The following is a 23,816-nucleotide window of genomic DNA, read 5'->3' on the forward strand; positions in this document are numbered from 1 at the left end:
ATCTAAAGCTCCGTATGTCTATATTTACCTACAAACAGCGTAACTATATTAACCTTGTTATTATTATAGCATTAGGTTGTTTAATTGCTTATTCCCTAATGGGGATTTTTGGCTCGCTGTTAAGTACACTTGTTTTGTACACCATTTTACGCCCAGGTTATATTCATTTAACTGAAGTAAAGAATTGGAATAGGCGTTTTACTGCGGTGTTACTTTTGTTCATTTCAATTGTAGTACTTGTGCTTCCCTTTTATGCACTAAGCAGTATGGTAATTGAAAAAATTACTGAACTAAATAACGATCAAATTTATTTTAAGAATTTACTGTATAAAATTCAACATCTTTTACCAGTTAACGGTAATGTAGGTAAAATAATAGAGGATGGGTTAAAAAGTGCTGGTAGTTGGGCTACTGGTTTATTCCCGTCTTTAATTTCTGGTGTTTTTAATGTGGTTCTTGGTTTATTGCTAATGTATTTTTTACTGTACTTTATGTTGGTAGAGCGAGAAACATTTGAAAACGCACTGATTAAATATGCGCCTTTCAGAGAACAAAATTCTAACCGATTTGCAGAAGAAATGAGAAATACAACTTATGCAAACGTTGTTGGGCAGGGTTTTATTGCTATTGTTCAAGGCTCGTTAGTAAGCTTATCATTTTATGTTTTGGGATATAACGACCCTCTTTTTTGGGGAGTAATAACAGCATTTATATCACTGGTGCCAATCTTGGGCCCCCCGGTTATTTTTGTGCCTGGTGCATTATTACAATTGGCAGAGGGAAACAATTTTGCCGGTTGGGCAATGCTAATTTTTGGCTTTGTGGTCATTATCAATATCGATAATGTGCTAAGATTCATGATTGCAAAAAAAATTGGAAATATTCACCCGATAATTACTGTAATTGGCGTAGTTATTGGTATTCCATTATTTGGTATATTGGGGCTGGTGTTTGGACCATTGTTGTTATCTTACTTTTTCTTGCTCATTAAAATCTACGAAACTAGTGCAATGGCAACAGAAAGATTAGAAAGAATTAAAACAAATCATGAGCAAGATGAGTTATAATTTAAGATTAACAATAGCATAACATCAGCATTGCTATATTTGAAATAACTTATGTTTAACAATAAAAATTAATTATTATGAATGATAATTCGAAAGTACTAGTAGCATTATTAGCTGGTTTAGCTGCAGGAGCAGCATTAGGTTTATTGTTTGCTCCAGAAAAAGGAAGCGATACAAGAGATAAATTAAGTCAATCTTTAAAGGATTTAGGCGATTCGATTAAGGATAAAGCAGCTGATGAAATTAATAACCTGAGCAGTTTAAAAGATAAAGTAGTAAGCTCTATAAAAAGTAAATTACGTGATGTAGAAGATGAGTATTCTACCGAAGTAGAAAATGTTTGAGCTATTTAATCCTAAAAGATAATGGAAGATAATAAAGAAAAAGATCTTGAAGATATTTTTTTAGATGCCAAGGAATACATCGATACTCGTATTGAATATACGAAGCTTTCGGCTGTGGAAAAGGGATCTAAGATTTTCGCAGATTTAATCACAAGTGGTGCAGTAGTTATTTCATTTGTGCTGGCTTTTTTATTTGCATCGTTTACCTTGGCCTTATATCTTTCTGAAGTATTAGGAAGTTATGCAAGAGGTTTTGGCTGCGTTGCTACCATCTACTTGCTATTATCTATTATTGTTTATTTAACTAAGGATAAATACATTGAAAGAGTATTGGTGAATTTATTCATCAGGAAATACTTTGATAAGGTGGCCGATAAAGACGATGACGATGAAGAGAAATTATAACAGCATCAAAACTTTAGATGATTTGCATGGTGAAGTACAGCGATTAAAAGCTGATTACAAACATCGTGGGGTAATGCTGAAAGAAGATTCTAAAGTATATATCAGTCAGTTTTCAATTGGCAATCTGATTAAAAAATTTGCAACACCAAGTGGCTTTTTAAAGTTTGATGAGAAGACTAACATTAGCAGTAAAATTATGTCTATTGCATTGCCGATGTTATTAAACAGCACTATTTTTAGAGGCTCTGGTGTAATTACAAAAGCGGTAGGTGCCTTAGTTTCTGGGAAATTAGGGAAGTCGTTAGATGCCGAAAATATTTCTGGTATTTTTAATATGGTTAAATCTTTTTTTGGCAAAAAAGACAAAAAGAAAGATGCTGGTTTTGTAGACTATGGCATACCTCCTGATAGTGAAACTTATTAGAAAAAGCCACAGTTTTTACTGTGGCTTTTTTAGTTCAGTAGCATCGTTAGCTCATTTTTTTATAGCTAACTAGCTAGGTGCACAAAAAAGGTCTTGGCAATTTGCCAAGACCTTTTTTGTTTTGTGGCCTGCGCCATGCTGAATTTATTTCCTGCAAGTCAGATGCTGAAATAAATTCAGCATGACGAGCTATTGATTATACTACTTGCCCAATCACACTAATGAACTCATGAGCTGGTGAACTACAAATCCGTCTTAATCTTTAATTCTTTCAATTGTTTATCGTCAATTGTACTTGGACTATCAATCATTACATCTCTGCCTGAATTGTTTTTAGGGAAGGCAATAACATCCCTAATTGAATCTAATCCTGCAAAAATTGAACATAATCTGTCAAATCCGAATGCGATACCACCATGTGGAGGAGCGCCAAACTCAAATGCATCCATTAAGAAACCAAATTGTTTTTGAGCTTCTTCTGCAGTAAAGCCTAAGTGTTTAAACATTAAAGCCTGTAATGTTCTGTCGTGAATACGAATAGAACCACCGCCAATTTCAGTTCCATTTACGACCATGTCATAAGCGTTAGCACGAACGTTTTTAGGGTCGGTATCTAACATTGCAATATCTTCTGGTTTTGGAGAAGTAAATGGATGGTGCATGGCATGGTAGCGTTCAGTTTCTTCATCCCATTCTAAAAGAGGGAAATCTAAAACCCAAAGCGCAGAGAATTTATCTTTATCACGTAAACCTAAACGGCTACCCATTTCTAAACGGAGCTCACTTAATTGCTTGCGAACTTTATCAATTCCGCCAGCCATTACTAAAACTAAATCGCCTGGTTGGGTTTGGCAAGTTGCCGACCATCTTGCTAATTCTTCTTCGTTATAAAATTTATCAACTGAAGATTTTAAAGAACCATCTTCATTATGGCGAAGGTAAATTAAACCCGTTGCACCAATTTGTGGACGTTTAATAAAGTCTGTTAACTCGTCTAATTGTTTACGGGTATAATGTGCACAACCTTTAGCATTAATAGCGATTACTAATTCTGCATTGTCAAAAACAGGGAAATCCTTTCCTTTAACAATGTCGTTCATTTCGATAAATTTCATATCAAAACGAGTATCTGGTTTATCAGAGCCATAGAATTTCATCGCATCTGCATATTGCATACGAGGCACTTCAGGTAAATCGTAGTTACGAACCTCTTTAAATAAAGTACGAATTAGACCTTCGAAAGTATTTAAGATATCTTCTTGCTCAATGAAAGACATCTCACAGTCAATCTGTGTAAATTCTGGTTGTCTATCTGCACGTAAATCTTCATCTCTAAAACATTTTACAATCTGAAAATAGCGGTCGAAACCAGAAACCATTAACAACTGTTTAAATGTTTGTGGCGATTGTGGTAAAGCATAAAACTCGCCACCATTCATACGGCTTGGTACCACAAAATCTCTTGCGCCTTCTGGCGTAGATTTAATTAAAACTGGAGTTTCTACCTCGATAAAGTCTAAAGCATCTAAATAACGACGAACAGATTGAGCCATTCTATGACGTAAAATCATGTTATTTCTAATCGGGTTACGACGTAAATCTAGGTAGCGATATTTCATACGTAAATCATCACCACCATCGGTTTTATCTTCAATTAAAAATGGAGGTAATTTTGCAGCATTTAAAATCTCTAATTCGGTAACTTTAATTTCAACCTCGCCAGTTGGGATTTCTTTATTTTTATTTGAACGTTCTACAACGATTCCACTAACTTTAATTACAAACTCACGACCAAGGCTACGAGCGCCAGCGCATAAATCTGCATTATCATTCATGTTAAAAACCAACTGAGTGATGCCGTAACGGTCGCGAATGTCTATAAAAGTCATCCCGCCCAAATCTCTAGAATTCTGCATCCAACCGCAGAGTGTTACATTTTCGCCTAAATTTTGCAGTGTTAAAGCACCGCAAGTTGTTGTTCTTAACATCTTTAAATTAAATTTTGAGCCGCAAAAATACCGATTTTGTTTTAATAAGTATATAGTAGTTAGTATTAAGTATTAAGACAGGAATTTCAATCTTTATTCTTTGCTCCTTGTTCTTTTTTCCTTCTTGCACAAACTTTTGTTCTCTAAACCCGATAGGATGAATGCCATTCTTCATGGCAGAAAGTATAGCGGGACTAACATTCATAAAAGCTTCTGCCTTTGCTTTTCTAACCCTAAGTCCCCTTTAGGGGATTTAGGGGTTATAAACTTTTTTTCTACCTTGATGCAACGTTTTAAAAATTACGATGTCTTTTAATCAGAACGCTTTAGAATTTGGAAACAGTATACATAGATAAGCACGTAGAGCTGGTAAATGATTGCCGAGCTGGTAGCCGTAAAGCACAATTTGAGTTATACAAGTTGTATGCTAATGCGATGTACAATGTTGCGCTAAGAATTGTAAATGATGATGCTGAAGCGGAGGATGTTTTGCAAGAAGCTTTTTTAGATGCTTTTAATCGTATAGCTGATTTTAGACAAGAAACAACATTTGGTTTGTGGTTAAAACAAATTGTAATTAACAGGGCAATTAACTACCTACGCAAAAGAAAGTTAGAGCTAGTAAGCTTAGATGAAGTGGAAGTGGCAGATGAGCCTGCGCCTGATTATGAGGAAACTACTTTAAAAGTAGAAGCCATAAAGGCGGCAATGAACGAGTTGCCAGATGGTTACAGAGTAGTTTTAACCCTTTATTTATTTGAAGGTTATGACCACGAAGAGATAGCACATATATTAAAAATAACAGAAAATACATCACGTTCGCAATACATGCGGGCAAAAAGAAAGTTGAATAGTTTATTAGAAATGAAAGGAGTAGCAAGATGAGCAATAAATTAGAGGGGTTTGTAAAAGACAACAAAAAAGAGTTTGAAGTAAAAGGTCCATCAGACCAGTTGTGGACAAGAATTGAAGCAGAGCTGGATAAAAAAAAACAGCCAAAAAAGTCGATTAAAATGTACCAATGGATGAGTATTGCAGCAACATTGGTAGTGAGTTTAGGCTTATACTTTACATATAATTATAACCAGGCCAAAAACATCGACGTGGCGGATATTAACCCAGAGTTTGGCAAGAGAGAAGTAAGTTTTGTAAGTCAAATAGAAGAGAAAAAAGACAGTTTAGCTATTTACGCATCTGAAAACCCGGATTTGTATAAAAGGTTTACCGAAGATTTAAAAAATCTTGATGCAGAATACGACAGGTTAAAAACTGAATTGCCAGAAAGTCCAAATCAAATTTTTGTGGTTAAGGAAATGGTGAAAAATCGCGAAATGCAACTGCAAGTTTTAAAACAGCAGTTAATGATTATCAATCAAGTCAATCAATATAATAAAAAGGAGAATTCAATATGAAATTAGCAATCTTAAGCCTATCGGGTATGCTGTTACTCGCCACACAGGTAAATGCTCAACAACAGCCAAGTATTTCTGTTAATGTTAATCCAAAAGTTAACACCACCGTTTCTACTTCATCATCTTATTCTTACACTGTAAATGATGTAAAAAACAGTGTAAATGTTAGGTATGGCGATGGTTCAAACAATCAAGATACACAAGACGATACGCCAATGAAAGCTAAGTCTTTTTCAAAGGCTTTTACAGTAGATCGAAGTGATAAAATTAGTTTAAACAACCAATTCGGATCTATAACTATTAAAACCTGGGATAAAAACGAGGTAAAGGTTGATGTAGACATGAAAGCCTATGCAAAGACAGCAGAGGAGGCGCAAAAATTATTAGATGACGTTTCGATAGAAGCCACTAAAAGCGGAGATTTAGTGAGCTATAAAACTGAAATGGGCAATCGTAATGGTAACTGGGGAAGTAGTATTAAAAATGGAAAAACAATTTGGCGTAGAGAGGTAAAAGTTCATTATACAGTTTATATGCCAGCTAATAATTCATTATCTGCATCACAGCAATATGGCAACATTACCATGGGCGATTTTTCTGGGCCCACTTCTATAAAAGTTCAATATGGTAATTTTATTGCAGGCGATTTAAATAATGGAAATAACTACGTTAATGTGCAATATGGTGCCGCCAATATTAAAGAAGCCAGCTCATTAAAAATAAAACACCAATATGGTTCTGGGGTTACTATAGGTACAGTTGGGACATTAGATATCGATGTTCAGTATTCTGCTGTTAACATTACAAGTGTAAAAGGAGCGGCAAGTATTAAGCATCAGTATGGTGGTGGAATAAAAATCGGTAGTGTTAGTGGTGCAATGAATGTTAACACTCAATATACCAGCGTTAAGGTGGGTTCTTTACGTGGAAATTTAACAAGTAGAGCCCAGTATGGAAGTGTTAACATTGATGATATTGAAGCTGGTAGAGATGTAGATGTTGATGGACAGTATACTACTGTAAATTTAGGTTTTGCAACCAATTACAATGCTAATTTCGAAGTAAAAACAAGTTATGCAGGGTTTAAATATGGCACCAACGTAACTGCAAAAAGAGAAGGTGGAGACGATAGAAGTTATAGTCAAGACAAAAATTATAGCGGACAAATAGGTAAAGGCGGCAACGCCAGAGTAGTGGTAAAGGTTCAGTATAATAGTGTTACTTTCAAATAAATAAACCAAACAAATAATACCTAAGCCTGTTGATGTAAATCGACAGGCTTTTTTTATATTCGCCTCATATATTTTAACTATGGATTTTTTAGCCACGCCAGAAGCCTGGATTTCCCTTTTAACCTTAACAATATTAGAAATTGTTTTAGGAATAGACAATATTGTTTTCATCTCAATCTTGTCGGGTAAACTCCCACAAAACCAACAAAAAAAAGCTCGTCAACTAGGTTTAGCATTGGCTATGATTACTCGTGTTTTGTTATTGCTTTCATTAAGCTGGGTAATGGGACTAACGGCATCATTGTTTAACATTGGCGATTGGATTGGCATTACAAACGAAGAATGGTTAGAGAAATTGGCTATATCTGGAAGGGATTTAATCCTGTTATCAGGAGGTTTATTTTTAATCTATAAAAGCACCCATGAAATACACAATAAACTAGAAGGTGATGAAGAATCTGAAGGAAAAGTTAAGGTGCATTCTTTCGCTGGAACTATCGTTCAGATATTGATTTTAGATATCGTTTTCTCACTAGATTCTGTTATTACCGCTGTAGGTATGGCAGAACACATAGAAATTATGATAGCTGCGGTTGTTATCGCTGTAATCGTTATGATGTTCTCTGCAAGTGCCATTAGTAATTTTGTAAACAAACACCCTACTGTAAAAATGTTAGCCTTATCATTTCTACTGTTAATTGGTGTTTCTTTATTGGCTGAGGGACTTGACCAGCACATACCAAAAGGGTATGTTTATTTTGCAATGGCATTCTCAGTATTGGTAGAGATGTTAAACCTTAAAATGAAAAAGAACAATAAAAAACCCGTTTCGTTAAGAAATACGCCACACGAAAAAGAAAATAAATAAGGTTTTTAGAAAAACAAAGGAAGAAGGGTGTCGGAAACGAGAGCCCTTCTTTTCGTTTTACTACGCTGCGCTACGTGCTCACTTCAATAACCCTGCCTGCCGGACAGGCAAGGTTTATATTACAAAAAACAGTAGTTCTTTTTACAGTATCGTTACGCCTAAATTATAGCTTCAGTAATATATCGATTATTTTTGTTTCAAACATAAGGTTATGCAAAAGGAGGAAATATTTGATGTAATTATTGTTGGAGGTAGCTACGCAGGCTTAGCTGCAGGTATGGCTTTAGGTCGCTCTTTGCGTAAGGTGTTAATTATTGATAGCGGTAAGCCTTGCAACTGGCAAACGCCACATTCACATAACTTTTTAACAAGAGATGGAGAAACCCCTGCAAATTTAGCCGCAATTGCCAAGGCTCAGGTTTTGGCTTATCCAACGGTAAGATTTTTAGAAGGTATTGCAGATAATGCAGTAAAAACGGAAACTGGGTTTGAGATTAAAACCTCAAATCAACAGGTATTTGTTGCGAAAAAATTGGTTATTACAACTGGAGTTAAAGATATTTTTCCAGCTATAAAAGGCTTTGCAGAATGTTGGGGGATTTCAGTTTTACATTGCCCTTATTGTCATGGCTACGAGGTGAGAGGTGAAAAAACAGGTGTAATTGCGAATGGAGAAATTGGATTCGAATTTTCAAAACTAATTAGCAACTGGACCAAAGACCTTACTTTATTTACTAACGGAATAGCTGATATCGATTCAGTTAGTCAAGCTAAGCTACTTGCTAGAAACATCAACATTGTTCAAAAAGAAATAAAAGAAATTGTTCATGAAAAGGGATCGGTACAGCGTCTCAAATTTAGGGATGAAAGTACATTTGTGTTGGAAGCTATTTACGCTAGAGTTGGAATGGAGCACAATACAAAAATCATAACAGATTTAAACATTCAATTAAATGAACAATGTTATGTTGATGTTAACAGCTTTAGACAAACAAATGTATATGGTGTTTACGCAGCTGGCGATTGTACTACAATGATGAGATCGGTTTCAGATTCTGTAGCAGGAGGAAATATGGTTGGCGCAATGTTAAATAAGGAATTGGTAAATGAACAGTTTTAAATAGAAATTTCTTTTTTATAGTGTTCCATAAAATCTTCGTTTCTTTGCGGTCACATTTTTAAAATATGATTACTTTTTCTCAAGCAACATTAGCCGAACTTTCTATACATAGAATTGGTAATAAACTTCAAGACGAATTTTATGTCCTTTCAGACCAATCTATGCATTTAGAAGACGAAATGCTGAAACAATTGTTGTTGCAATATTTCTTATCACCGTATGAAAAAGTAAATGAAATTTATCGTTTCATGCACCCAAATAACGACCTTAATTTAAATGAGGTTTACCATTTTGCTGCAGAGATTTTTGCCAATGGAGCAATTTTCCACGATAATACTAAAAAATTAGCCACCTATTTGTTCGAGATTTCTAATCACCCAAAAATAAAATCTGGTGAATTATACGTTGCCTATTTCGAAAATGTACAAATTGAAGGTGACTTGCATGATGCCATCGGTATCTTCAAATCTGAAACTAAAGAAAGTTACTTAACGGTTTATCCAGAACAAGGTGGTTTTGGCTTAAAATACGAGCAAGAAGCCATTAATATCAACAAGCTAGATAAAGGTTGCCTAATCTTTAATACCGAAGCCATGGAAGGTTATAAAGTGGCAGTAATAGACCAAACTAACCGCAGTGCAGAAGCAGTTTATTGGAAAGACGAGTTTTTAAAGCTAAAAGTTCGTAATGATAATTACAGTCAAACCCAAAATGTGTTAGGTGTTTACAAAAGCTTTGTAACCGAAAGACTAGATGAAGACTTCGAGATATCTAGAACAGATAAAATCGATTTGCTAAATAAATCAATGAAGTATTTTAAGGAAAAAGAAACCTTTGATATTGATGAGTTTGCAAACGAAGTTATCGCTAACAAAGAAGGAATAGAATCTTTCAAAAGCTACAAGAAGAACTACGAAGAAGAATTTGATAGTCCAATTGCAGACAACTTTGATATTTCTGATGCCGCAGTAAAAAAACAGGCCAAAAACTATAAAAACATCTTAAAATTAGATAAGAACTTCCACATCTATATTCATGGTAATAAAGATTTAATAGAAAAAGGTTTTGATGATGACCGCTCTATGAATTATTACAAGGTTTATTTTAGAGACGAACAATAAGAGTGGAGTTGTTAAGCTGTTTGATTTGTTAAGTTGTAGAATTGCATTTTTACAACTCAACGCTCAACAATGATTTTTCCTGCTTAAATTTGCATTAATGGGCATCCCACGTAAAATTCTTACCCGTAAAGATGAGATAACAGCCAAATTTTTTAGCTATTAGAGAAACATAGGATTTACTTAAAAAATAGAATATTAAGGAACATTTTTTCTTAATTCTTTAATGTTTAAACACTTTATTTGAAATTATAAACGTTAATTTAACGGTTTTGCTAACAGCTTTTCATTGATGTAGTTGTATTTTAATTTTTAAACCATTAGTTTTAAAAATTATGAACCACGAAACTAAACCAAATAGCATCTTTAAAGTAATTGGTGCATCCTCCCTCGGAACCCTAATCGAATGGTATGATTTTTACATCTTCGGCAGTTTAGCCACCATTATTGGTGCACAGCTTTTTCCCGCAGATGCCGGTGCTTCTGCACTAATTAATACTTTGGCAATTTTTGCTGCGGGTTTTATTGTAAGGCCATTTGGCGCCTTGGTTTTTGGCAGACTGGGAGATTTAATTGGAAGAAAATATACCTTTCTTTTAACCTTGGTTTTAATGGGTGGTTCTACATTTCTAATTGGCTTAATACCTTCTTATTCTAGCATAGGTTATTTTGCTCCAATTTTGGTATTAATCTTACGTTTAGTACAAGGTTTAGCATTAGGTGGAGAATATGGTGGAGCGGCAACTTATGTGGCAGAACATGCGCCAAAAGGCAAAAGAGGTTTTTTTACCAGTTGGATTCAAACTACAGCAACCTTAGGTTTATTCCTTTCATTGGGAATAATTGTGCTGTCAAAAAATATTATTGGAGCTGAGGCATTTGCAGATTGGGGTTGGAGAATTCCATTCTTGCTTTCTATTTTATTGGTAGGCGTATCTATTTACATCCGCTTAAAAATGCACGAGTCGCCAATGTTTACGAAGTTAAAAACAGAGGGAAATATTTCTAAAAATCCTTTGAAAGAGAGTTTCAGTAAAAAAGGAAACTTCAAAATGGTATTGTTAGCCTTGTTTGGTGCTACCATGGGGCAAGGTGTAATTTGGTATACAGGTCAATTTTATGCCCAATCATTTATAGAAAATACTTGTAAGATAGATTTTAACGATTCGAGATATATTTTACTTTGGGGAATTGCTTTTGCAACGCCTTTCTTTGTGGTATTTGGGGCTTGGAGTGATAAAGTTGGTCGAAAGTGGATCATGCTGACTGGAATGCTGCTTGGAATTATATTCTATCGCCCAATTTATCAAATGTTTTTAGACAAGAGTGATGTAAGTAAAACTGAAGTATCGGCAATAGCATCTACGGCAGAACCTGTAATTACAAGAGTTCCTTTACATGATAAAGGAGATAGTTTGATAACCACCAGTACTAAAATAAGCTTGTTAAGTGGGGCATCTTACAGCAAAGTTTTGGTTGATACCGTGTATGCAGATGCTAGCAAAACAATTGGCCATTCGAAAGAAATTTATAAAGATAAAATACTAGAAACATCAACTTTCTGGATTTTTGTAGGATTAGTTTTCTTCCAGATTTTATTAGTTACAATGGTTTATGGACCAATTGCAGCTTTCTTGGTAGAGCTTTTCCCAACAAAAATTAGATATACCTCAATGTCTCTTCCTTACCATGTGGGTAATGGTGTTTTTGGAGGTCTGGTGCCCTTTGTAGCAACCTTAATTGCGAGTTTTGCAGGTTCAACACCACTTTCTGGTTTATGGTATCCTATCGGGATTGCTGCACTAAGTTTTATCATTGGAGCTGTATATTTATCAAATAAAAAAGACGAAACTATTAACGATTAAGGATATGAAATCAATAAAAAAAATATTAGGGTTAATATGGATTATTCTTGGTCCTGCAGCTATGGTTTTTATGTCATGGCAAGCTTGGGATAAAATTAGCAAAGCTGAAGCTGGAGTTGCGCAAACTAACACCGCATTGCAATGGGGGATTATTTTGTTAATCTTTATTCCAATAGCAATTGGCTTAGTTATTTTCGGCAAATATGCCTTAGCCGGCGAGTATGAAAAGTTACCAGGGAGCTCAGAGGAGATATAACTTTAACATATATGCCTAATAACAAAAGGAAGCTTTCGTTAGAAAGCTTCCTTTTGTTATTAGGCAAACCTAAAATATTAGATGGACAATTACTTACAAGATATACTCGTTATTAATTGGTTTGATTGGTTCTGGAATATCTTCTTCACGCAGCATTTGTAACAGGTTAATCTCTATTGTTCTACAGATATGATTAAGTGGTAAACCAGATGATTTGTTGTCGAATGGATTAACTAATCTCATCCCATTTATTTGGGTAGAAACAAAAACAAAGCCTATTAGCCAGCCCATAAAAATACTCCAATAACCCATATCCTGACTAATTACTAAGGTAAAGGTTACCACAAATAGCCATATAAAAACTTTAGTTAAATAACTATATGTAGTTGGAAATATAGTGTTTTTAATACGTTCACACCCACCCATACTATCAGTTAATTTTACCAACATTTCGTTGATTTCCATAAACTTAAACCCGTCAATTTTATTCTCTTTATATAACCTTTGCAATTCCATTGCCTGTATGTTTAAGATAGCATTATGCTTATTGCTATGTCTTTCTACATCTTGCTTATCGAATTCAGTTAAGTACTTGGTATAAATTTCATCTACTGTGCTACGAAGGTTAGCTTTTAAAGCATAAATGAAAGAAATATGCCTGCAAACCATTCTATTGGCAGTTTCTTGATCCTCAACAAAGTTGATTAAATTTCTAGCTAAACTTCTTGAATCATTAACTATTGCTCCCCAAATTTTACGAGCTTCCCACCACCTATCATAAGCCTGGTTGTTATTAAAGCCAATAAAAAATGCAATTGCTGTACCCAATACCGTTGGTATAATGGCAGAGATTTGAAAGTGATGTGCAATTAAATATTCTCTTACAAAATATGCTGCTGTACAAGAAATAATCATTATTAAATCGACTTTCCACGTATCAATTAATACTCTACTGAGCCTAATATTTTGTACAATAAGCATAATTTGTTCTTAGCTATTTTTTATAAAACTCGAATTAATAATCCTTTTAAATATTCGCCTTCTGGGAAAGATAAACGTATAGGATGGTCTTCTGGTTGTGAAAATTGTCTAATTATTTGAACTTCCTTTCCTGCATCTAATGCGGCCCAAGCCAAAATTTGTTTAAAGGTTTCAATATCTACTGCGCCGGAACAAGAAAAAGTAGCCAATAAACCACCGCTTTCAAGCAATAATAACCCTAAACGATTTAGGTCTTTATAAGCCCGAGCAGCCCTATCTAAAGCAGAACGAGATGGCGCATATTTAGGCGGGTCTAGCACAACTATATCGAACTTTTTTCCCTCTTCTTTGAAAGCTCTTAATTGCTTGTTTACATCAGATTGGATAGCGATATGGTTTTCCGAATCAAATTTGTTTAACGCTATATTTTGCTTCAAAGTTTCAATTGCTAATGCAGAGCTGTCAACACTAGTTACTGCAGTAGCGCCGTTTTTAAAAGCATTTAAACTAAATCCGCCACTGTAACTAAAACAATCTAATACAGTTTTGCCTTCTGCATAATCTGCTAAAAGTTTGCGATTGTCACGTTGGTCGCAGTAAAAGCCAGATTTTTGCCCTTCGGCGATATTGATATGGTAAGTAATTCCGTTTTCCTTAACAGCGATGAAAGTTGCTGGAGCCTCTCCCCAAAGCAGGCCATTTTCTGCAGTAATTCCTTCATGTGTACGAGCGGTTGCATCGCTCCTGTCAAAAATCCCTTTTGGTTGTAGGGCTTTAACTAATAAATCGATAATAATCGGTTTTGCCTTTTCAATGCCCGAACTTAAAATCTGGACTGATAAAAAGTCATCGTATTTATCTACAATTAAGCCAGGTAAAAAATCTGCCTCACTAAAAATTAAACGATAGGTATTGGTGTTTTTATTTTTTAGAAGATGAGCTCTTGAGGTAATGGCTTGATTAATCTTTAGTGTATACCAAGTTTCATCAATTATTTGATTTTCATCCCATTCTAATAAACGAACGGCAACACGAGATTGACTATTGAAATAACCGTAAGCTAAAAAATCATTATTCGCACTGCAAACTTTAACTACATCTCCGTTTTCAGGGCTTCCTTTAATCTTTTCTAGCGCACCAGAAAACACCCAAGGATGACGTTGTAAAACTGCTTTTTCTTTTCCTTTTTTTAACTTAATCTCTACCATTGTGCAAAGTTAAGAAAAGTTGTGAGTTCCAAGTTGTGAGTTATGGGACCTATTCAATACAAAAATTAGTATTAATAACTATTATTGTCCTTCGTGCCTTTGTGGTTAAATAGTATTTTTACCAAATGGAAGAAATTACTTGGAGCGATTTTGAAAAAGTAGAACTAAGAGTAGGAACAATACTTGAAACATTCGATTTTCCTGAAGCCAGAAGGCCAGCCTATAAAGTAAAGGTTGATTTTGGTGAGTTTGGAATAAAAATGAGCAGTGCGCAAATCACTAAACATTACGGCAAGGAAGAATTAATAGGAAAACAAATTGTTGGGGTAATCAACTTCCCTAAAAAGCAAATTGGTAAATTTATGAGTGAATTTTTGGTTACAGGTTTAGCAGATGAAAATGGCGATATTGTTTTAATGTCAGTTGATAAAAAAGTGCCAAATGGAAGCAAACTCATATAACAGTTAACCAATTTAATCAATTAACCATTTTATGAGTTATTATAATTTCGAAGAGAAAGAAAATCTAACAGGTGCTGATGAGCATTTTATGAAGCTTGCTTTAAACGAGGCAAAAAAGGCATTTGACAATGATGAAATTCCAATTGGCGCAATTGTAGTATGTCAGGGTAAGATTATTGGTCGTGGTTATAATTTAACAGAACAATTAAATGATGTAACCGCTCACGCAGAAATGCAAGCTTTTACAGCTGCGGCACAAACATTAGGTGGCAAGTACCTTAAAGATTGTACTTTATATGTAACCATTGAGCCCTGTGTAATGTGTGCTGGAGCTAGTTTTTGGATGCAAATTTCGAGAATTGTTTATGGTGCGAATGAAGAGAAGCGAGGGTTTACTAGAATAAATCAAAACCTTTTGCACCCAAAAACAGTTTTAAAAGGTGGTGTTTTAGCCGAAGAATGTGGTAGGTTAATGACTACGTTTTTTCAAAATAAACGCAAAGAAATTTGACAAATAAAGGTGTAAAACTTAACCTTTGAAGATTATATTTGTACATTAACATTTTAAAAACTTAAATAATAAAAATTATGGCTTTTGAATTACCTGCGTTGGCATACGCAACAGACGCATTAGAACCACATATCGATAAGTTGACTATGGAAATTCACCATGGTAAACACCATCAAGCTTATGTTACCAACTTAAATAAAGCTTTAGAAGGTAAGCCTGAGGCAAGTTCAAGCATCGAAGAAATTGTTAAAAATATTTCAAAATTTCCTGCTGCAGTTCGTAATAATGGAGGTGGACACTTTAATCACTCATTATTCTGGACAGTTTTAGGCCCAAATAAAGGTGGTGAGCCAACTGGCGATTTAGCAAAAGCAATTAATGAAACTTTTGGTTCTTTTGCAGACTTTAAAACTAAAATTCAGGATGCTGGCGCAACTCGTTTTGGTTCTGGTTGGGCTTGGCTTTCTGTAGGTGCAGATAAAAAATTAGTTATCTCATCAACTCCAAACCAAGATAATCCATTAATGGATGTTGCAGAGGTAAAAGGAACGCCAATTTTTGGTGTTGATGTTTGGGAGCACGCTTATTATTTAAAATATCAAAACCAACGCCCAGCTTATTTAGCTGCAATTTGGAATGTTGTGAATTGGGATGCAGTAGCAGAGCGCTACAAAAAAGCATTGTAATAAGCAAGAAGCTAATATTTTAAGGCTTGTGAAGAGAAATTCACAAGCCTTATTTTTTTCGATTTATTTCTTAAATTTGTGCCATGAGAAGACTGATTTTAATTACGATGTTGATGTTTAGTGGCTTTTTTTCTAGTTGGGCTCAGAAAATCCCTACAGCAGAAGAACTTGCGAAGAAGAATATAGAAGAGATGGATAAGAGATTAAAATTAACGCCAACTCAAAGAGGCGTAATCTATAATTATGTTTTTAATCTCTCTAAGGAGCAGTTGGCGCTGTACAAAAAGCAACAAGCGGGTACCTTTAGACCAGAAGATGAGACTAACTTTTTCAAGCTGAACAACGAAACAAATAACAATATTAAAAGCCTTTTAAAGCCTGAACAGGTAATAGAGTACAATAAACTTACCGAAGAGCGGCTAAGTGGTGTTGACCCAAATAAGAAGAAGAAAAAGTTGAAAAAGGGTGAAGAAGAAGAAAAAGTGGTTGGTATCGAAGGTTTGAAGTCTGTAGGAAATAATTAAATGTATGGAGAGAAAGCTCTTTTTGCTTCTCGTAATATTGATCGTACTACTTCCGTTCGCAATAACAGTTCGTTGCCAAGAAACTCTTGATGTTAAAGTTGAGCCAAAGCCTTTTGACTATGATAAATTTTATGCGCTAGACAAAAGAAAACCAGTAAAGTCAATTGTTTATTTCGTAACAAGATATAGCAATAATTCGGTTAGAACAGACACCATTTCTGAAGAATACTTAACAAAAGAAGGAGATCGGCTTTCATTCATTCCATTTAATGAAAATAAGCGTGATATTGTTACAGCCTATAAATATTCTCAAAAAAAACAATGCTGTAGAGTGGATACTAAAAGAACCGAGAGACAAGAACCGTCTTTATTTTAATAAAGACACAAAAAATAAACAAGATAAGGACCTTGTTCAGTATCGGGCAACAATTTTTAACGGCGACACCATTATCCGCACTAACACTAATTTTTTTTATAGTTCTACTGGCTTATTGATCAAAAAAAGCAAAAGTGGTAGTATGGGAGGTAATCAGCTTGGAACATCTGCTATTGTGTATGAATACAAGGCTAATGATATGGTGCTTGCAAAGTCTTATTATGACGTTTCAAATGCAGGTTCTTATCTTGCTATTGCCTATGCTTACGATATTGACCATCTTCCCATTGAAAAAAGGGCTTACTTCGTCCGAAATGGGAAAGCTGATACGCCCGCCTTGTATAGTCATTACTTATATGATAAAGGATTATTGAAAATCGAAAAATATGAAGACTTTAATGACAAGGCAAAGAAGATCGAAACCAAAATTGATTATTTTTATAATTCAAAACAACAGTTGATTCGGCGTCATTCAAGTCGAGATACGTTGTTTACAGACGAAGTTTATGAATATAATAATGATCAACTAAAAAAGCATACTATTCATACAAATACTAAAATTGGACTGAATAAAGCCGCAGTTGTTTATCCTTCACCTGCAAAAGTTCCATTCACATTGGAGTTTATCTACGAACATGATGCATTTGGTAATGTGATCACAATTAAAGAGTTACTGAACAATCAGATTTATATTGAGAAGACAAAAAAACTCACCTACTATTAGATTCCAATTACGTCTTTTTTCTTCCTGTTCTTCATTGTTTTAGGAATTATAGCCAGAATCTCCTCTTTTAATGCATTTAACATTCTTTTTTTAATGAAGTTTTTATGTGTTACCAAGCTAATTTCTCTCACTGGTTCTGGAGATTTAAAGTAACGCACTTTGTTTAACTGTTTAGCATTTAAATCAGCCAATGCTAATTCGGGTAATAAGGTTGCGCCATCATTTACGTCAACCATCCTTATTAGAGTTTCTACACTTCCGGTGTTGTAGGTTAAGGATTGTAAGCGATTGTTTTTTGTAGAGCGACAAATGTTCAATACCTGCGACCTCATACAATGCCCTTCGTTTAATAACCATATATTCTCATCTTCTAAATCATCTGCATCTATTGCTTTCTTCTTGAAGAGCTTGCTGTTTTTACTGATATAACTTACAAAGTTTTCATAGTACATTGGTGTTTCAGAAATATTTATATCTAACAAAGGAGTAGCTAAAATTCCACAATCAATTACGCCGGTTTTTAAATGATGGATGATGTCTTCGGTTGTATATTCCCATATTAATAATTTTAGATCAGGGTATTTCTCTAACATAGAAGCAATAACCTTAGGCAATAAATAAGGGGCAATAGTTGGGATAATCCCAATTTTTAATTCTCCAATTACGTCTTGCTGTTGACTACTAATGATTTCTTTAATTTTCTTGTTCTCTTGTAAAACAATACGGGCTTGAGCTATGATCTGAGCTCCAATCTCGGTTGGTACAATGGGTTGCTTGCTCCTATCGAATATTTTAACGTTCAAAAACTCTTCTAACTTTTGCACCTGCATACTCAGTGTGGGCTGTGTTACAAAACACTTATCAGCAGCGCTTACAAAGCTCCTGTAGGTGTCTACAGCTACTATATATTCCAGTTGAACTAATGTCATATAGCTATAATTTATTATTATTTACAAATGTATCAATTTTAACTATGTTAATTCTCGTTCATTTGAATCAATTTGATCAAAATTCTATTTAAGAATCATTTTTAGAATAAGCTTTGGGGTCAATTATTCTAATTTCATCGACCCGTATTGTCTGCACATAGATTAAATTTTTCTAAAAGTTGCTTAATAAATAAAAAGTTATAAATTTATATATCAATAAGTTAACGCTTCAAAATCTGGATAAGGAATTATCCGCTTATTTATGAAAAAGAACAATATAATCAGCATTGTAATGATCGCTGTTGTGGTGTTTATTCTTCTTCCTAAAATTTCAAAAGCTCAGGACCCATTTGAAAATGGCTTGAAGTTAAAGGTAGATTCGATGATATCGGCAAAGGCTATATTTTCTCTTGCTGACGTAACCTTGTTGCCAAATAACGGTACACATAGTATAATGACACCCACAGGATGGGTTGGCAATTCAACATATCTTTTTGCACTTTTGGGTGGGGTTTTTCCTGCAGAGTATGTAAAGCCGAATAAAGGAGATTTAATTGGCTCTTTTGGTATTGGTTTTGGTAATCCAAGCAAATATTTTGGTATTTCGGCTAGTGTTAATATAACAAGGATAACAGAGCTAAGAGATTTTTCAGGAAATATTATACTAAGCCGAAAACTATTTAAAGCAAGTAGTATCGCAATAGGGGGAGTTCAACTTTTTGCAAATCAAAAAGTATCAGATGCGCCAGATGGAACATATTATATTTCATTTAGTCATGCTGTTCAATCTGTAAAATCAAGCGAGGCTGGATATTCTGGATTGATTTATACCATTGGTATTGGTAATGGGCGCTTTTTGTATAAAAGCCCTTGGGACATTGCTTCAGGTAAAGGTAAGCACGGTACAGGCATTTTTGCAAATGTGTCTTATGAAGTTTTGAAAAATGTAAATGTCAATGTAGAATGGTCTGGTTTAAATCTTGGTTTTTCAACCGGCTTTCAGCCGGTAAAAGATTCTCCCCTAATAATTGGCTTAGGTGTTTATAACCTTACCAAGAACTCAGGCGATAGAGTATCAATGATAGGAACTATTGGTTGTCCTTTTTCATTATCAAAAAGCAAAAAATAATTATGAAAAGATTAATTTTTATTTTCTCGATGTCAATAACCTTGATAAGCTTGAGTAAGTCTATGGCTCAAAATGGCAGAAACAATAATTCAGATTTTAAAGTCCCATTGCCAGTTGTAGCACCATCATTAAATCCAGATTTTGGTTACAATATTGCCATTCCTGCAATGCCGCCAATTATTGTGCCCCCCGGCGTGCCAACTATAATGGCTGCTAGCTATTTGCCACAGCTGCCCTCTTCTCCGGGAATGCCAATAGCGCCAGAATCAAATATGATTCAATCTATCGAAGGAGATATTACACAGTCTAATTTTCCTAAAACTATAATGCTGCCTCCATTGCCAACTATTCCTTCTAACCCCCAAGTAAGGCTTGCCTTGTATTAGGCCCCCAGTTAATTTTAGGATAGTGTAATTTTTAACACATAAGAAATGTCGAACTACAAATATTTGAAAACCTATTTCCTTTTTATATTCACATTATTTCGTTTTGTCTCATTCGCACAAGATGGGCATCGAATTTTTATTTTCAAAAATAACATGGAATATCAAACAGATGTTGTGGTTAATTCTAAATCAATCATTCAAAGGGGCAAACAAGTTCTTGAGGTAAACTCTACTTCAACCGTTTCAAAAATATCAAAAGTAATTGCTGTAGATGATAATGATTATACATTTAATGTTAAGGTTAAAAGCACAGATAATCTTATTGATGCAATGGGTAAAAAATTACATTACAATTCTTCTTCTGGCTTAGATGGTTCAACCATTAAAAATGCCCTAAGTTATATTGTCAATAAGCCTGTTGATGTAAAAATAAACAAATATGGAATTATAGAATCCTTTAATGTTGAAAAGGTTGAGCTTGCAACAGATACCTTGCTTGCTTTTGCTGGGATACAACCTGAGGTTTTTAAAAAGGGGAAATTATTTGACCTATTTGCTGATATTACCTATACTAAAAACTTAATAAAAGGACATAATTGGACGGATGTTTCAACTACTGGCAATGAGAAAATCACCACTAAATTTTGGATTGAGAATGTGAATGAAAAAAACACTATTTTAAAATTTACAAGTTCTAGTATTGGAAAACTAGTCAACAGTAGTAGCAATGGAACCTATTTGGTAGATAATAAAACAGGTCTTATTTTAGAAAAACTAGTATATGTAATTTCTCTTGGTTATCAGGTTTCGGCAGGTGGTATTGTGTATGGTGTTTCTAGATCTTCCAGTATTTTCGAAAGAAATAAGTTACTACTTTAATTTTTGCAGAACTACTTATTGCTAATGTTTAGATGGCAATTAAATCTTACTTTTGTGTTTTAAAAATTTTAAAGTGGGTAAAGATAAATTAAGAAAGTTTGCAGAGATAGATACCTTTCCAAACGTATATCAATTGCATTTGGGGAAAGTGATGAAAGGGAAGTGGGCATCAGAACATTTCAAAAACAACAATCCTGTAGTTTTAGAGTTAGCCTGTGGTAAAGGAGAATATGCTGTTAATTTAGCTAAGCTGTTTCCAGAGAAAAACTTTGTAGGCGTAGATTTAAAAGGAAACAGGATTTGGCGAGGTGCAAGAACAGGCGTTGATGAAGGCATACAAAACCTAGCTTTTTTAAGAATACAGATTGAGGATATTTTAGAATATTTTGCTCCAGGAGAAATTGATGAAATCTGGATTACTTTCGCCGACCCACAACCACAAGAAAGTAGAGAAAAGAAGCGTTTAACTTTTCCTGGCTTTTTAGAAAAGTATAGAATTTTGCTAAAACCAGGTGGGAAAATGAACCTTAAAACAGATAACGATGGACTTTACGCTTATACTTGTGAAAAAGTAGAAGAACTAAAGCTAATTACCCACAAGAATACGGCACACCTTTACCAATCCGAATTTGCAGATGAAGTTTTATCCATCAAAACTCATTATGAAAGAATTTATTTGAAACATGATAAAAACATCAATTATATCCAATTTTCATTTAGCTAATGGACGATTCATTTTACGAACAGGTTTTTGAAGTTGCAAGATTAGTTCCAAAAGGGAGGGTAACTTCTTATGGTGCAATTGCAAAAGCTTTGGGTGCTGGCGGCTCTGCTCGTATGGTTGGTTATGCCATGAGTAATGCTGGCATTGCACATCCAAAAGTGCCTGCTCATAGAATAGTAAATAGCAGTGGATTGCTTACTGGAAAATTTCATTTCTCGCCACCGGAATTGATGCAACAATTATTGGAGCAAGAAGGAGTGAGGGTTGAAAATGATAAGGTAAAAGATTTTAAAAAGGTTTTCTGGAACCCGTTAGAAGAGTTATAAAAGTCCGGGTCGGAAAGGCCGATGTTTAGATATCCAATCGTAATTCATAATCAAAAATTAAAACATGGGAAAACTAGTAGAAGAATTTAATAGCTATCGTACAAAAATGAACGATAGAATAATGGAAACATCAAATACAAACATCAAGAGGTTTTTTGCCTTAGACACAACTACTTATGCAGATGGCGCCTTAGATGTAAAAACAAAAGAGATGCTAGGCTTGGTGGCTTCAATGGTTTTGCGTTGCGATGATTGCATTAAATATCATCTAGAAAAATGCTACAACGAGGGGGTTAATAATGCGGAAGTAAATGAAGTATTTATGATTGCCAATTTGGTAGGTGGCTCAATTGTAATTCCTCATTACCGAAGAGCGGTTGAGTTTTGGGATGAGTTGAACAGTTCGGATTCTTAGTTAATTATTTTTCCACCTCGTCATTGGGAGGAACGAAGCAATCTCATTGTTAATTGTCAATATGGAAGCTCACAACTCAAAACGCTGTCACTGGTGCGGAAACGACCCGATATACATCAAATATCATGATACAGAATGGGGTAAGCCTGTTCGCGATGATAAAATCTTGTTTGAGTTTTTGGTTTTGGAAGGTGCTCAGGCTGGTTTAAGCTGGATAACAATTCTACGAAGAAGAGAAGGTTATAGAAATGCCTTCGTCAATTTTGATGTAAAGAAAGTTGCAGCTTTTAAAGAAAAAGACGTAGAACGATTAATGAAAGATGAAACCATTATTCGTAACCGATTAAAAATTAATTCTGCCATAAACAATGCTAAACTTTTTATAGAAATTCAGAAAGAGTTTGGTTCGTTTGCTAATTTTGTGTGGGGCTTTATGCCCGTTAAAAATCAAATTGTTAATGATTTTAAAAATGGCGGCATTCCCGCAAGAACTGAAATTTCAGATGCTATCGCAAAGGATATGAAAAAACGAGGGTTTAAGTTTTTTGGTACAACCATCTGTTATGCATTTATGCAAGCAACAGGGATGGTTAACGACCATATAATTGGTTGTGTGGCAAGGTAATTGTGCGTTTATCGTTATTCGTTTTTAGAAATGACAGACAAAAAACGATGGACGATTTCTCGCTTCTCACGCGGCCTACTTCTTTCCAGAAGAGTTGTAAGCCTTCACATAAGCTGCCAAGTTTTTTGCATCGAAGCTTTCTGTAGCTTTTATACTTGTGGCTAAATCTTCATCATTGTTTAGTTTTGCCAACAAAATGGTTTTTACGGCATTTGTATTTTCAATGGCAACTTCTTGCATTGGTCCAGTTCCAGGTTTTTCTAAAAAGTAAGTTATTTTCCCTTTCTGACCACTGCTAACCTGCTCATCATTTCTTCTTCCTCCACCAAAACCAATGCTAACACCACCACCTAAGCCTCCGCCAAAACCACCTGTCCCCATACCAATTCCTACTGATGGTCTAACCTTTACCCTTGGCTGTGCAGCTTGTGGCGTTTCTGCCTTATCTCCATAAGAATACAAATTAACCGTACCAGATTCAATCAGTTTAAAAAAACGATATTCCATTTTCTTCTTCACCACAATAGGCTTGCTTGTGTAGGTTTCGCCATTCCAAATAAAAGATTGAATATCTTTTGCTTGATATTCTTTTATAACTTGGTCATCTTCTTGTATCGCAACCGAACTAAAGTTTGTCCCTTTAATTACACCACGAACAAAATTTCCTTCACTAATTAAGATAGCGTCTTGAGCAAAAAGCTTAGCGCTTAAAAGAAAAAATACAGATAGGATTTTAAATGCTTTCATCGTAACAAATAACGGAAATATTTGGTCTAGTTGTACATAGGTGAATAAAGAATAAGGAACAAAGATTAAAGATAAGGTGAATTAAA

General features: G+C 34.7%; 29 protein-coding genes. 24 read left to right on the forward strand and 5 right to left on the reverse strand.

All coding sequences use genetic code 11. The features are described from left to right. Nucleotides 1-14 precede the first annotated feature (14 nt). The 4 genes from EZ428_RS03560 (at nt 15) to EZ428_RS03575 (ending at nt 2,240) form a co-directional block, all read left to right on the forward strand. Nucleotides 15-1,067, forward strand: a complete 1,053-nt coding sequence (locus EZ428_RS03560; protein ID WP_131551727.1) for an AI-2E family transporter — start codon at nt 15-17, stop codon at nt 1,065-1,067. 77 nt (nt 1,068-1,144) lie between these two features. After that, complete coding sequence (locus EZ428_RS03565) at nt 1,145-1,411, forward strand: YtxH domain-containing protein (RefSeq protein WP_131551728.1); 267 nt, start codon at nt 1,145-1,147, stop codon at nt 1,409-1,411. Between the two features lie 21 nt (nt 1,412-1,432). After that, nucleotides 1,433-1,816, forward strand: a complete 384-nt coding sequence (locus EZ428_RS03570) for a phage holin family protein (protein ID WP_131551729.1) — start codon at nt 1,433-1,435, stop codon at nt 1,814-1,816. After that, nucleotides 1,800-2,240, forward strand: coding sequence for a hypothetical protein (locus EZ428_RS03575; RefSeq protein WP_131551730.1), 441 nt, complete (start codon nt 1,800-1,802; stop codon nt 2,238-2,240). The genes EZ428_RS03570 and EZ428_RS03575 overlap by 17 nt, the downstream gene beginning before the upstream one ends. Before the next feature lie 242 nt (nt 2,241-2,482). Here the strand turns inward: EZ428_RS03575 and aspS are convergent, their stop codons facing one another. After that, on the reverse strand, nt 2,483-4,228 hold the full coding sequence (aspS, locus tag EZ428_RS03580; RefSeq protein ID WP_131551731.1) for an aspartate--tRNA ligase: 1,746 nt from the start codon (nt 4,226-4,228) through the stop codon (nt 2,483-2,485). 333 nt (nt 4,229-4,561) lie between these two features. Here aspS and EZ428_RS03585 point away from each other — a divergent pair, with 333 nt between their 5' ends. From EZ428_RS03585 to EZ428_RS03620, 8 genes are all read left to right on the forward strand, one after another. Next, nucleotides 4,562-5,113 carry an RNA polymerase sigma factor gene (locus tag EZ428_RS03585; protein WP_131551732.1) on the forward strand — a complete coding sequence of 184 codons (552 nt, stop codon included), beginning with the start codon at nt 4,562-4,564 and terminating at the stop codon, nt 5,111-5,113. After that, the gene (locus EZ428_RS03590) at nt 5,110-5,640 is read left to right on the forward strand and encodes a hypothetical protein (protein ID WP_131551733.1); all 531 of its coding nucleotides are present in this window, start codon (nt 5,110-5,112) and stop codon (nt 5,638-5,640) included. Before EZ428_RS03585 ends, EZ428_RS03590 begins: the two co-directional genes overlap by 4 nt. Continuing rightward, entirely contained in the window at nt 5,637-6,872 is a 1,236-nt protein-coding gene (locus EZ428_RS03595) for a hypothetical protein (protein WP_225870987.1), read from the forward strand. The genes EZ428_RS03590 and EZ428_RS03595 overlap by 4 nt, the downstream gene beginning before the upstream one ends. A 79-nt stretch (nt 6,873-6,951) precedes the next feature. Then, nucleotides 6,952-7,740, forward strand: a complete 789-nt coding sequence (locus tag EZ428_RS03600; RefSeq protein WP_131551734.1) for a TerC family protein — start codon at nt 6,952-6,954, stop codon at nt 7,738-7,740. A gap of 211 nt (nt 7,741-7,951) precedes the next feature. Next, a complete protein-coding gene (locus EZ428_RS03605; RefSeq protein WP_131551735.1) occupies nt 7,952-8,860 on the forward strand; it encodes an NAD(P)/FAD-dependent oxidoreductase in 909 nt (302 codons plus the stop codon). A gap of 65 nt (nt 8,861-8,925) precedes the next feature. Continuing rightward, nucleotides 8,926-9,981: a nucleoid-associated protein gene (locus EZ428_RS03610; RefSeq protein ID WP_131551736.1), complete on the forward strand. Its 1,056-nt coding sequence runs from the start codon at nt 8,926-8,928 to the stop codon at nt 9,979-9,981. Nucleotides 9,982-10,313: 332 nt separating this feature from the next. After that, nucleotides 10,314-11,843: an MFS transporter gene (locus EZ428_RS03615; RefSeq protein ID WP_131551737.1), complete on the forward strand. Its 1,530-nt coding sequence runs from the start codon at nt 10,314-10,316 to the stop codon at nt 11,841-11,843. Between the two features lie 4 nt (nt 11,844-11,847). After that, a complete protein-coding gene (locus EZ428_RS03620; protein ID WP_131551738.1) occupies nt 11,848-12,099 on the forward strand; it encodes a DUF6814 family protein in 252 nt (83 codons plus the stop codon). A gap of 93 nt (nt 12,100-12,192) precedes the next feature. Here the strand turns inward: EZ428_RS03620 and EZ428_RS03625 are convergent, their stop codons facing one another. After that, nucleotides 12,193-13,080 carry a bestrophin family protein gene (locus EZ428_RS03625; protein ID WP_131551739.1) on the reverse strand — a complete coding sequence of 296 codons (888 nt, stop codon included), beginning with the start codon at nt 13,078-13,080 and terminating at the stop codon, nt 12,193-12,195. A 20-nt stretch (nt 13,081-13,100) separates the two neighbouring features. Next, the gene (locus EZ428_RS03630) at nt 13,101-14,288 is read right to left on the reverse strand and encodes a class I SAM-dependent rRNA methyltransferase (RefSeq protein WP_131551740.1); all 1,188 of its coding nucleotides are present in this window, start codon (nt 14,286-14,288) and stop codon (nt 13,101-13,103) included. 125 nt (nt 14,289-14,413) lie between these two features. On the opposite strand from EZ428_RS03630, the gene EZ428_RS03635 reads away from it, so the two are divergent. The 5 genes from EZ428_RS03635 (at nt 14,414) to EZ428_RS03655 (ending at nt 17,570) form a co-directional block, all read left to right on the forward strand. Further along, entirely contained in the window at nt 14,414-14,749 is a 336-nt protein-coding gene (locus tag EZ428_RS03635; RefSeq protein ID WP_131551741.1) for a tRNA-binding protein, read from the forward strand. 31 nt (nt 14,750-14,780) lie between these two features. After that, the gene (locus EZ428_RS03640) at nt 14,781-15,260 is read left to right on the forward strand and encodes a nucleoside deaminase (RefSeq protein ID WP_131551742.1); all 480 of its coding nucleotides are present in this window, start codon (nt 14,781-14,783) and stop codon (nt 15,258-15,260) included. A gap of 77 nt (nt 15,261-15,337) precedes the next feature. Next, nucleotides 15,338-15,946 carry a superoxide dismutase gene (locus tag EZ428_RS03645; protein WP_131551743.1) on the forward strand — a complete coding sequence of 203 codons (609 nt, stop codon included), beginning with the start codon at nt 15,338-15,340 and terminating at the stop codon, nt 15,944-15,946. Nucleotides 15,947-16,029: 83 nt separating this feature from the next. Further along, nucleotides 16,030-16,470 (forward strand): hypothetical protein, encoded by a 441-nt coding sequence (locus EZ428_RS03650; protein WP_131551744.1) that lies wholly within the window; start codon nt 16,030-16,032, stop codon nt 16,468-16,470. 269 nt (nt 16,471-16,739) lie between these two features. Further along, entirely contained in the window at nt 16,740-17,570 is an 831-nt protein-coding gene (locus EZ428_RS03655; protein WP_131551745.1) for a hypothetical protein, read from the forward strand. Here EZ428_RS03655 and EZ428_RS03660 read toward each other — a convergent pair. Then, nucleotides 17,567-18,499 (reverse strand): hydrogen peroxide-inducible genes activator, encoded by a 933-nt coding sequence (locus tag EZ428_RS03660; protein ID WP_131551746.1) that lies wholly within the window; start codon nt 18,497-18,499, stop codon nt 17,567-17,569. The genes EZ428_RS03655 and EZ428_RS03660 overlap by 4 nt on opposite strands. Before the next feature lie 262 nt (nt 18,500-18,761). Here EZ428_RS03660 and EZ428_RS03665 point away from each other — a divergent pair, with 262 nt between their 5' ends. From EZ428_RS03665 to EZ428_RS03695, 7 genes are all read left to right on the forward strand, one after another. Continuing rightward, on the forward strand, nt 18,762-19,628 hold the full coding sequence (locus EZ428_RS03665) for a hypothetical protein (RefSeq protein WP_131551747.1): 867 nt from the start codon (nt 18,762-18,764) through the stop codon (nt 19,626-19,628). 2 nt (nt 19,629-19,630) lie between these two features. Beyond that, nucleotides 19,631-20,014 carry a hypothetical protein gene (locus tag EZ428_RS03670; protein ID WP_131551748.1) on the forward strand — a complete coding sequence of 128 codons (384 nt, stop codon included), beginning with the start codon at nt 19,631-19,633 and terminating at the stop codon, nt 20,012-20,014. 153 nt (nt 20,015-20,167) lie between these two features. Then, nucleotides 20,168-20,893, forward strand: a complete 726-nt coding sequence (locus EZ428_RS03675) for a hypothetical protein (protein WP_131551749.1) — start codon at nt 20,168-20,170, stop codon at nt 20,891-20,893. A gap of 73 nt (nt 20,894-20,966) precedes the next feature. Then, the gene (gene trmB / locus EZ428_RS03680; protein WP_131551750.1) at nt 20,967-21,617 is read left to right on the forward strand and encodes a tRNA (guanosine(46)-N7)-methyltransferase TrmB; all 651 of its coding nucleotides are present in this window, start codon (nt 20,967-20,969) and stop codon (nt 21,615-21,617) included. After that, entirely contained in the window at nt 21,617-21,943 is a 327-nt protein-coding gene (locus EZ428_RS03685; RefSeq protein WP_131551751.1) for an MGMT family protein, read from the forward strand. Before trmB ends, EZ428_RS03685 begins: the two co-directional genes overlap by 1 nt. 64 nt (nt 21,944-22,007) lie before the next feature. Then, nucleotides 22,008-22,358, forward strand: coding sequence for a carboxymuconolactone decarboxylase family protein (locus EZ428_RS03690; protein ID WP_131551752.1), 351 nt, complete (start codon nt 22,008-22,010; stop codon nt 22,356-22,358). A gap of 61 nt (nt 22,359-22,419) precedes the next feature. Further along, nucleotides 22,420-22,983 (forward strand): DNA-3-methyladenine glycosylase I, encoded by a 564-nt coding sequence (locus EZ428_RS03695; protein ID WP_131551753.1) that lies wholly within the window; start codon nt 22,420-22,422, stop codon nt 22,981-22,983. 75 nt (nt 22,984-23,058) lie between these two features. On the opposite strand, the gene EZ428_RS03700 is transcribed toward EZ428_RS03695, so the two are convergent. Continuing rightward, nucleotides 23,059-23,730 carry a hypothetical protein gene (locus tag EZ428_RS03700; RefSeq protein ID WP_131551754.1) on the reverse strand — a complete coding sequence of 224 codons (672 nt, stop codon included), beginning with the start codon at nt 23,728-23,730 and terminating at the stop codon, nt 23,059-23,061. Nucleotides 23,731-23,816: the final 86 nt, after the last annotated feature.

Source organism: Pedobacter frigiditerrae (assembly GCF_004331645.1).
GTDB lineage: Bacteria > Bacteroidota > Bacteroidia > Sphingobacteriales > Sphingobacteriaceae > Pedobacter > Pedobacter frigiditerrae.

What these genes read in the sequence shown, in the direction of transcription:
- EZ428_RS03660 (WP_131551746.1), bottom strand. Translation starts at nt 18,499, where the DNA reads ATGACATTAGTTCAACTGGAATATATAGTAGCTGTAGACACCTACAGG.
- EZ428_RS03640 (WP_131551742.1), top strand. Translation starts at nt 14,781, where the DNA reads ATGAGTTATTATAATTTCGAAGAGAAAGAAAATCTAACAGGTGCTGAT.
- EZ428_RS03560 (WP_131551727.1), top strand. Translation starts at nt 15, where the DNA reads ATGTCTATATTTACCTACAAACAGCGTAACTATATTAACCTTGTTATT.
- EZ428_RS03650 (WP_131551744.1), top strand. Translation starts at nt 16,030, where the DNA reads ATGAGAAGACTGATTTTAATTACGATGTTGATGTTTAGTGGCTTTTTT.
- EZ428_RS03610 (WP_131551736.1), top strand. Translation starts at nt 8,926, where the DNA reads ATGATTACTTTTTCTCAAGCAACATTAGCCGAACTTTCTATACATAGA.
- EZ428_RS03685 (WP_131551751.1), top strand. Translation starts at nt 21,617, where the DNA reads ATGGACGATTCATTTTACGAACAGGTTTTTGAAGTTGCAAGATTAGTT.
- aspS (WP_131551731.1), bottom strand. Translation starts at nt 4,228, where the DNA reads ATGTTAAGAACAACAACTTGCGGTGCTTTAACACTGCAAAATTTAGGC.
- EZ428_RS03635 (WP_131551741.1), top strand. Translation starts at nt 14,414, where the DNA reads ATGGAAGAAATTACTTGGAGCGATTTTGAAAAAGTAGAACTAAGAGTA.
- EZ428_RS03570 (WP_131551729.1), top strand. Translation starts at nt 1,433, where the DNA reads ATGGAAGATAATAAAGAAAAAGATCTTGAAGATATTTTTTTAGATGCC.
- EZ428_RS03575 (WP_131551730.1), top strand. Translation starts at nt 1,800, where the DNA reads ATGAAGAGAAATTATAACAGCATCAAAACTTTAGATGATTTGCATGGT.
- EZ428_RS03655 (WP_131551745.1), top strand. Translation starts at nt 16,740, where the DNA reads ATGAAAATAAGCGTGATATTGTTACAGCCTATAAATATTCTCAAAAAA.
- EZ428_RS03595 (WP_225870987.1), top strand. Translation starts at nt 5,637, where the DNA reads ATGAAATTAGCAATCTTAAGCCTATCGGGTATGCTGTTACTCGCCACA.
- EZ428_RS03605 (WP_131551735.1), top strand. Translation starts at nt 7,952, where the DNA reads ATGCAAAAGGAGGAAATATTTGATGTAATTATTGTTGGAGGTAGCTAC.
- EZ428_RS03700 (WP_131551754.1), bottom strand. Translation starts at nt 23,730, where the DNA reads ATGAAAGCATTTAAAATCCTATCTGTATTTTTTCTTTTAAGCGCTAAG.
- EZ428_RS03675 (WP_131551749.1), top strand. Translation starts at nt 20,168, where the DNA reads ATGGAATATCAAACAGATGTTGTGGTTAATTCTAAATCAATCATTCAA.
- EZ428_RS03590 (WP_131551733.1), top strand. Translation starts at nt 5,110, where the DNA reads ATGAGCAATAAATTAGAGGGGTTTGTAAAAGACAACAAAAAAGAGTTT.
- EZ428_RS03630 (WP_131551740.1), bottom strand. Translation starts at nt 14,288, where the DNA reads ATGGTAGAGATTAAGTTAAAAAAAGGAAAAGAAAAAGCAGTTTTACAA.
- EZ428_RS03670 (WP_131551748.1), top strand. Translation starts at nt 19,631, where the DNA reads ATGAAAAGATTAATTTTTATTTTCTCGATGTCAATAACCTTGATAAGC.
- EZ428_RS03695 (WP_131551753.1), top strand. Translation starts at nt 22,420, where the DNA reads ATGGAAGCTCACAACTCAAAACGCTGTCACTGGTGCGGAAACGACCCG.
- EZ428_RS03620 (WP_131551738.1), top strand. Translation starts at nt 11,848, where the DNA reads ATGAAATCAATAAAAAAAATATTAGGGTTAATATGGATTATTCTTGGT.
- EZ428_RS03615 (WP_131551737.1), top strand. Translation starts at nt 10,314, where the DNA reads ATGAACCACGAAACTAAACCAAATAGCATCTTTAAAGTAATTGGTGCA.
- EZ428_RS03645 (WP_131551743.1), top strand. Translation starts at nt 15,338, where the DNA reads ATGGCTTTTGAATTACCTGCGTTGGCATACGCAACAGACGCATTAGAA.
- EZ428_RS03600 (WP_131551734.1), top strand. Translation starts at nt 6,952, where the DNA reads ATGGATTTTTTAGCCACGCCAGAAGCCTGGATTTCCCTTTTAACCTTA.
- EZ428_RS03625 (WP_131551739.1), bottom strand. Translation starts at nt 13,080, where the DNA reads ATGCTTATTGTACAAAATATTAGGCTCAGTAGAGTATTAATTGATACG.
- EZ428_RS03690 (WP_131551752.1), top strand. Translation starts at nt 22,008, where the DNA reads ATGGGAAAACTAGTAGAAGAATTTAATAGCTATCGTACAAAAATGAAC.
- EZ428_RS03665 (WP_131551747.1), top strand. Translation starts at nt 18,762, where the DNA reads ATGAAAAAGAACAATATAATCAGCATTGTAATGATCGCTGTTGTGGTG.
- EZ428_RS03565 (WP_131551728.1), top strand. Translation starts at nt 1,145, where the DNA reads ATGAATGATAATTCGAAAGTACTAGTAGCATTATTAGCTGGTTTAGCT.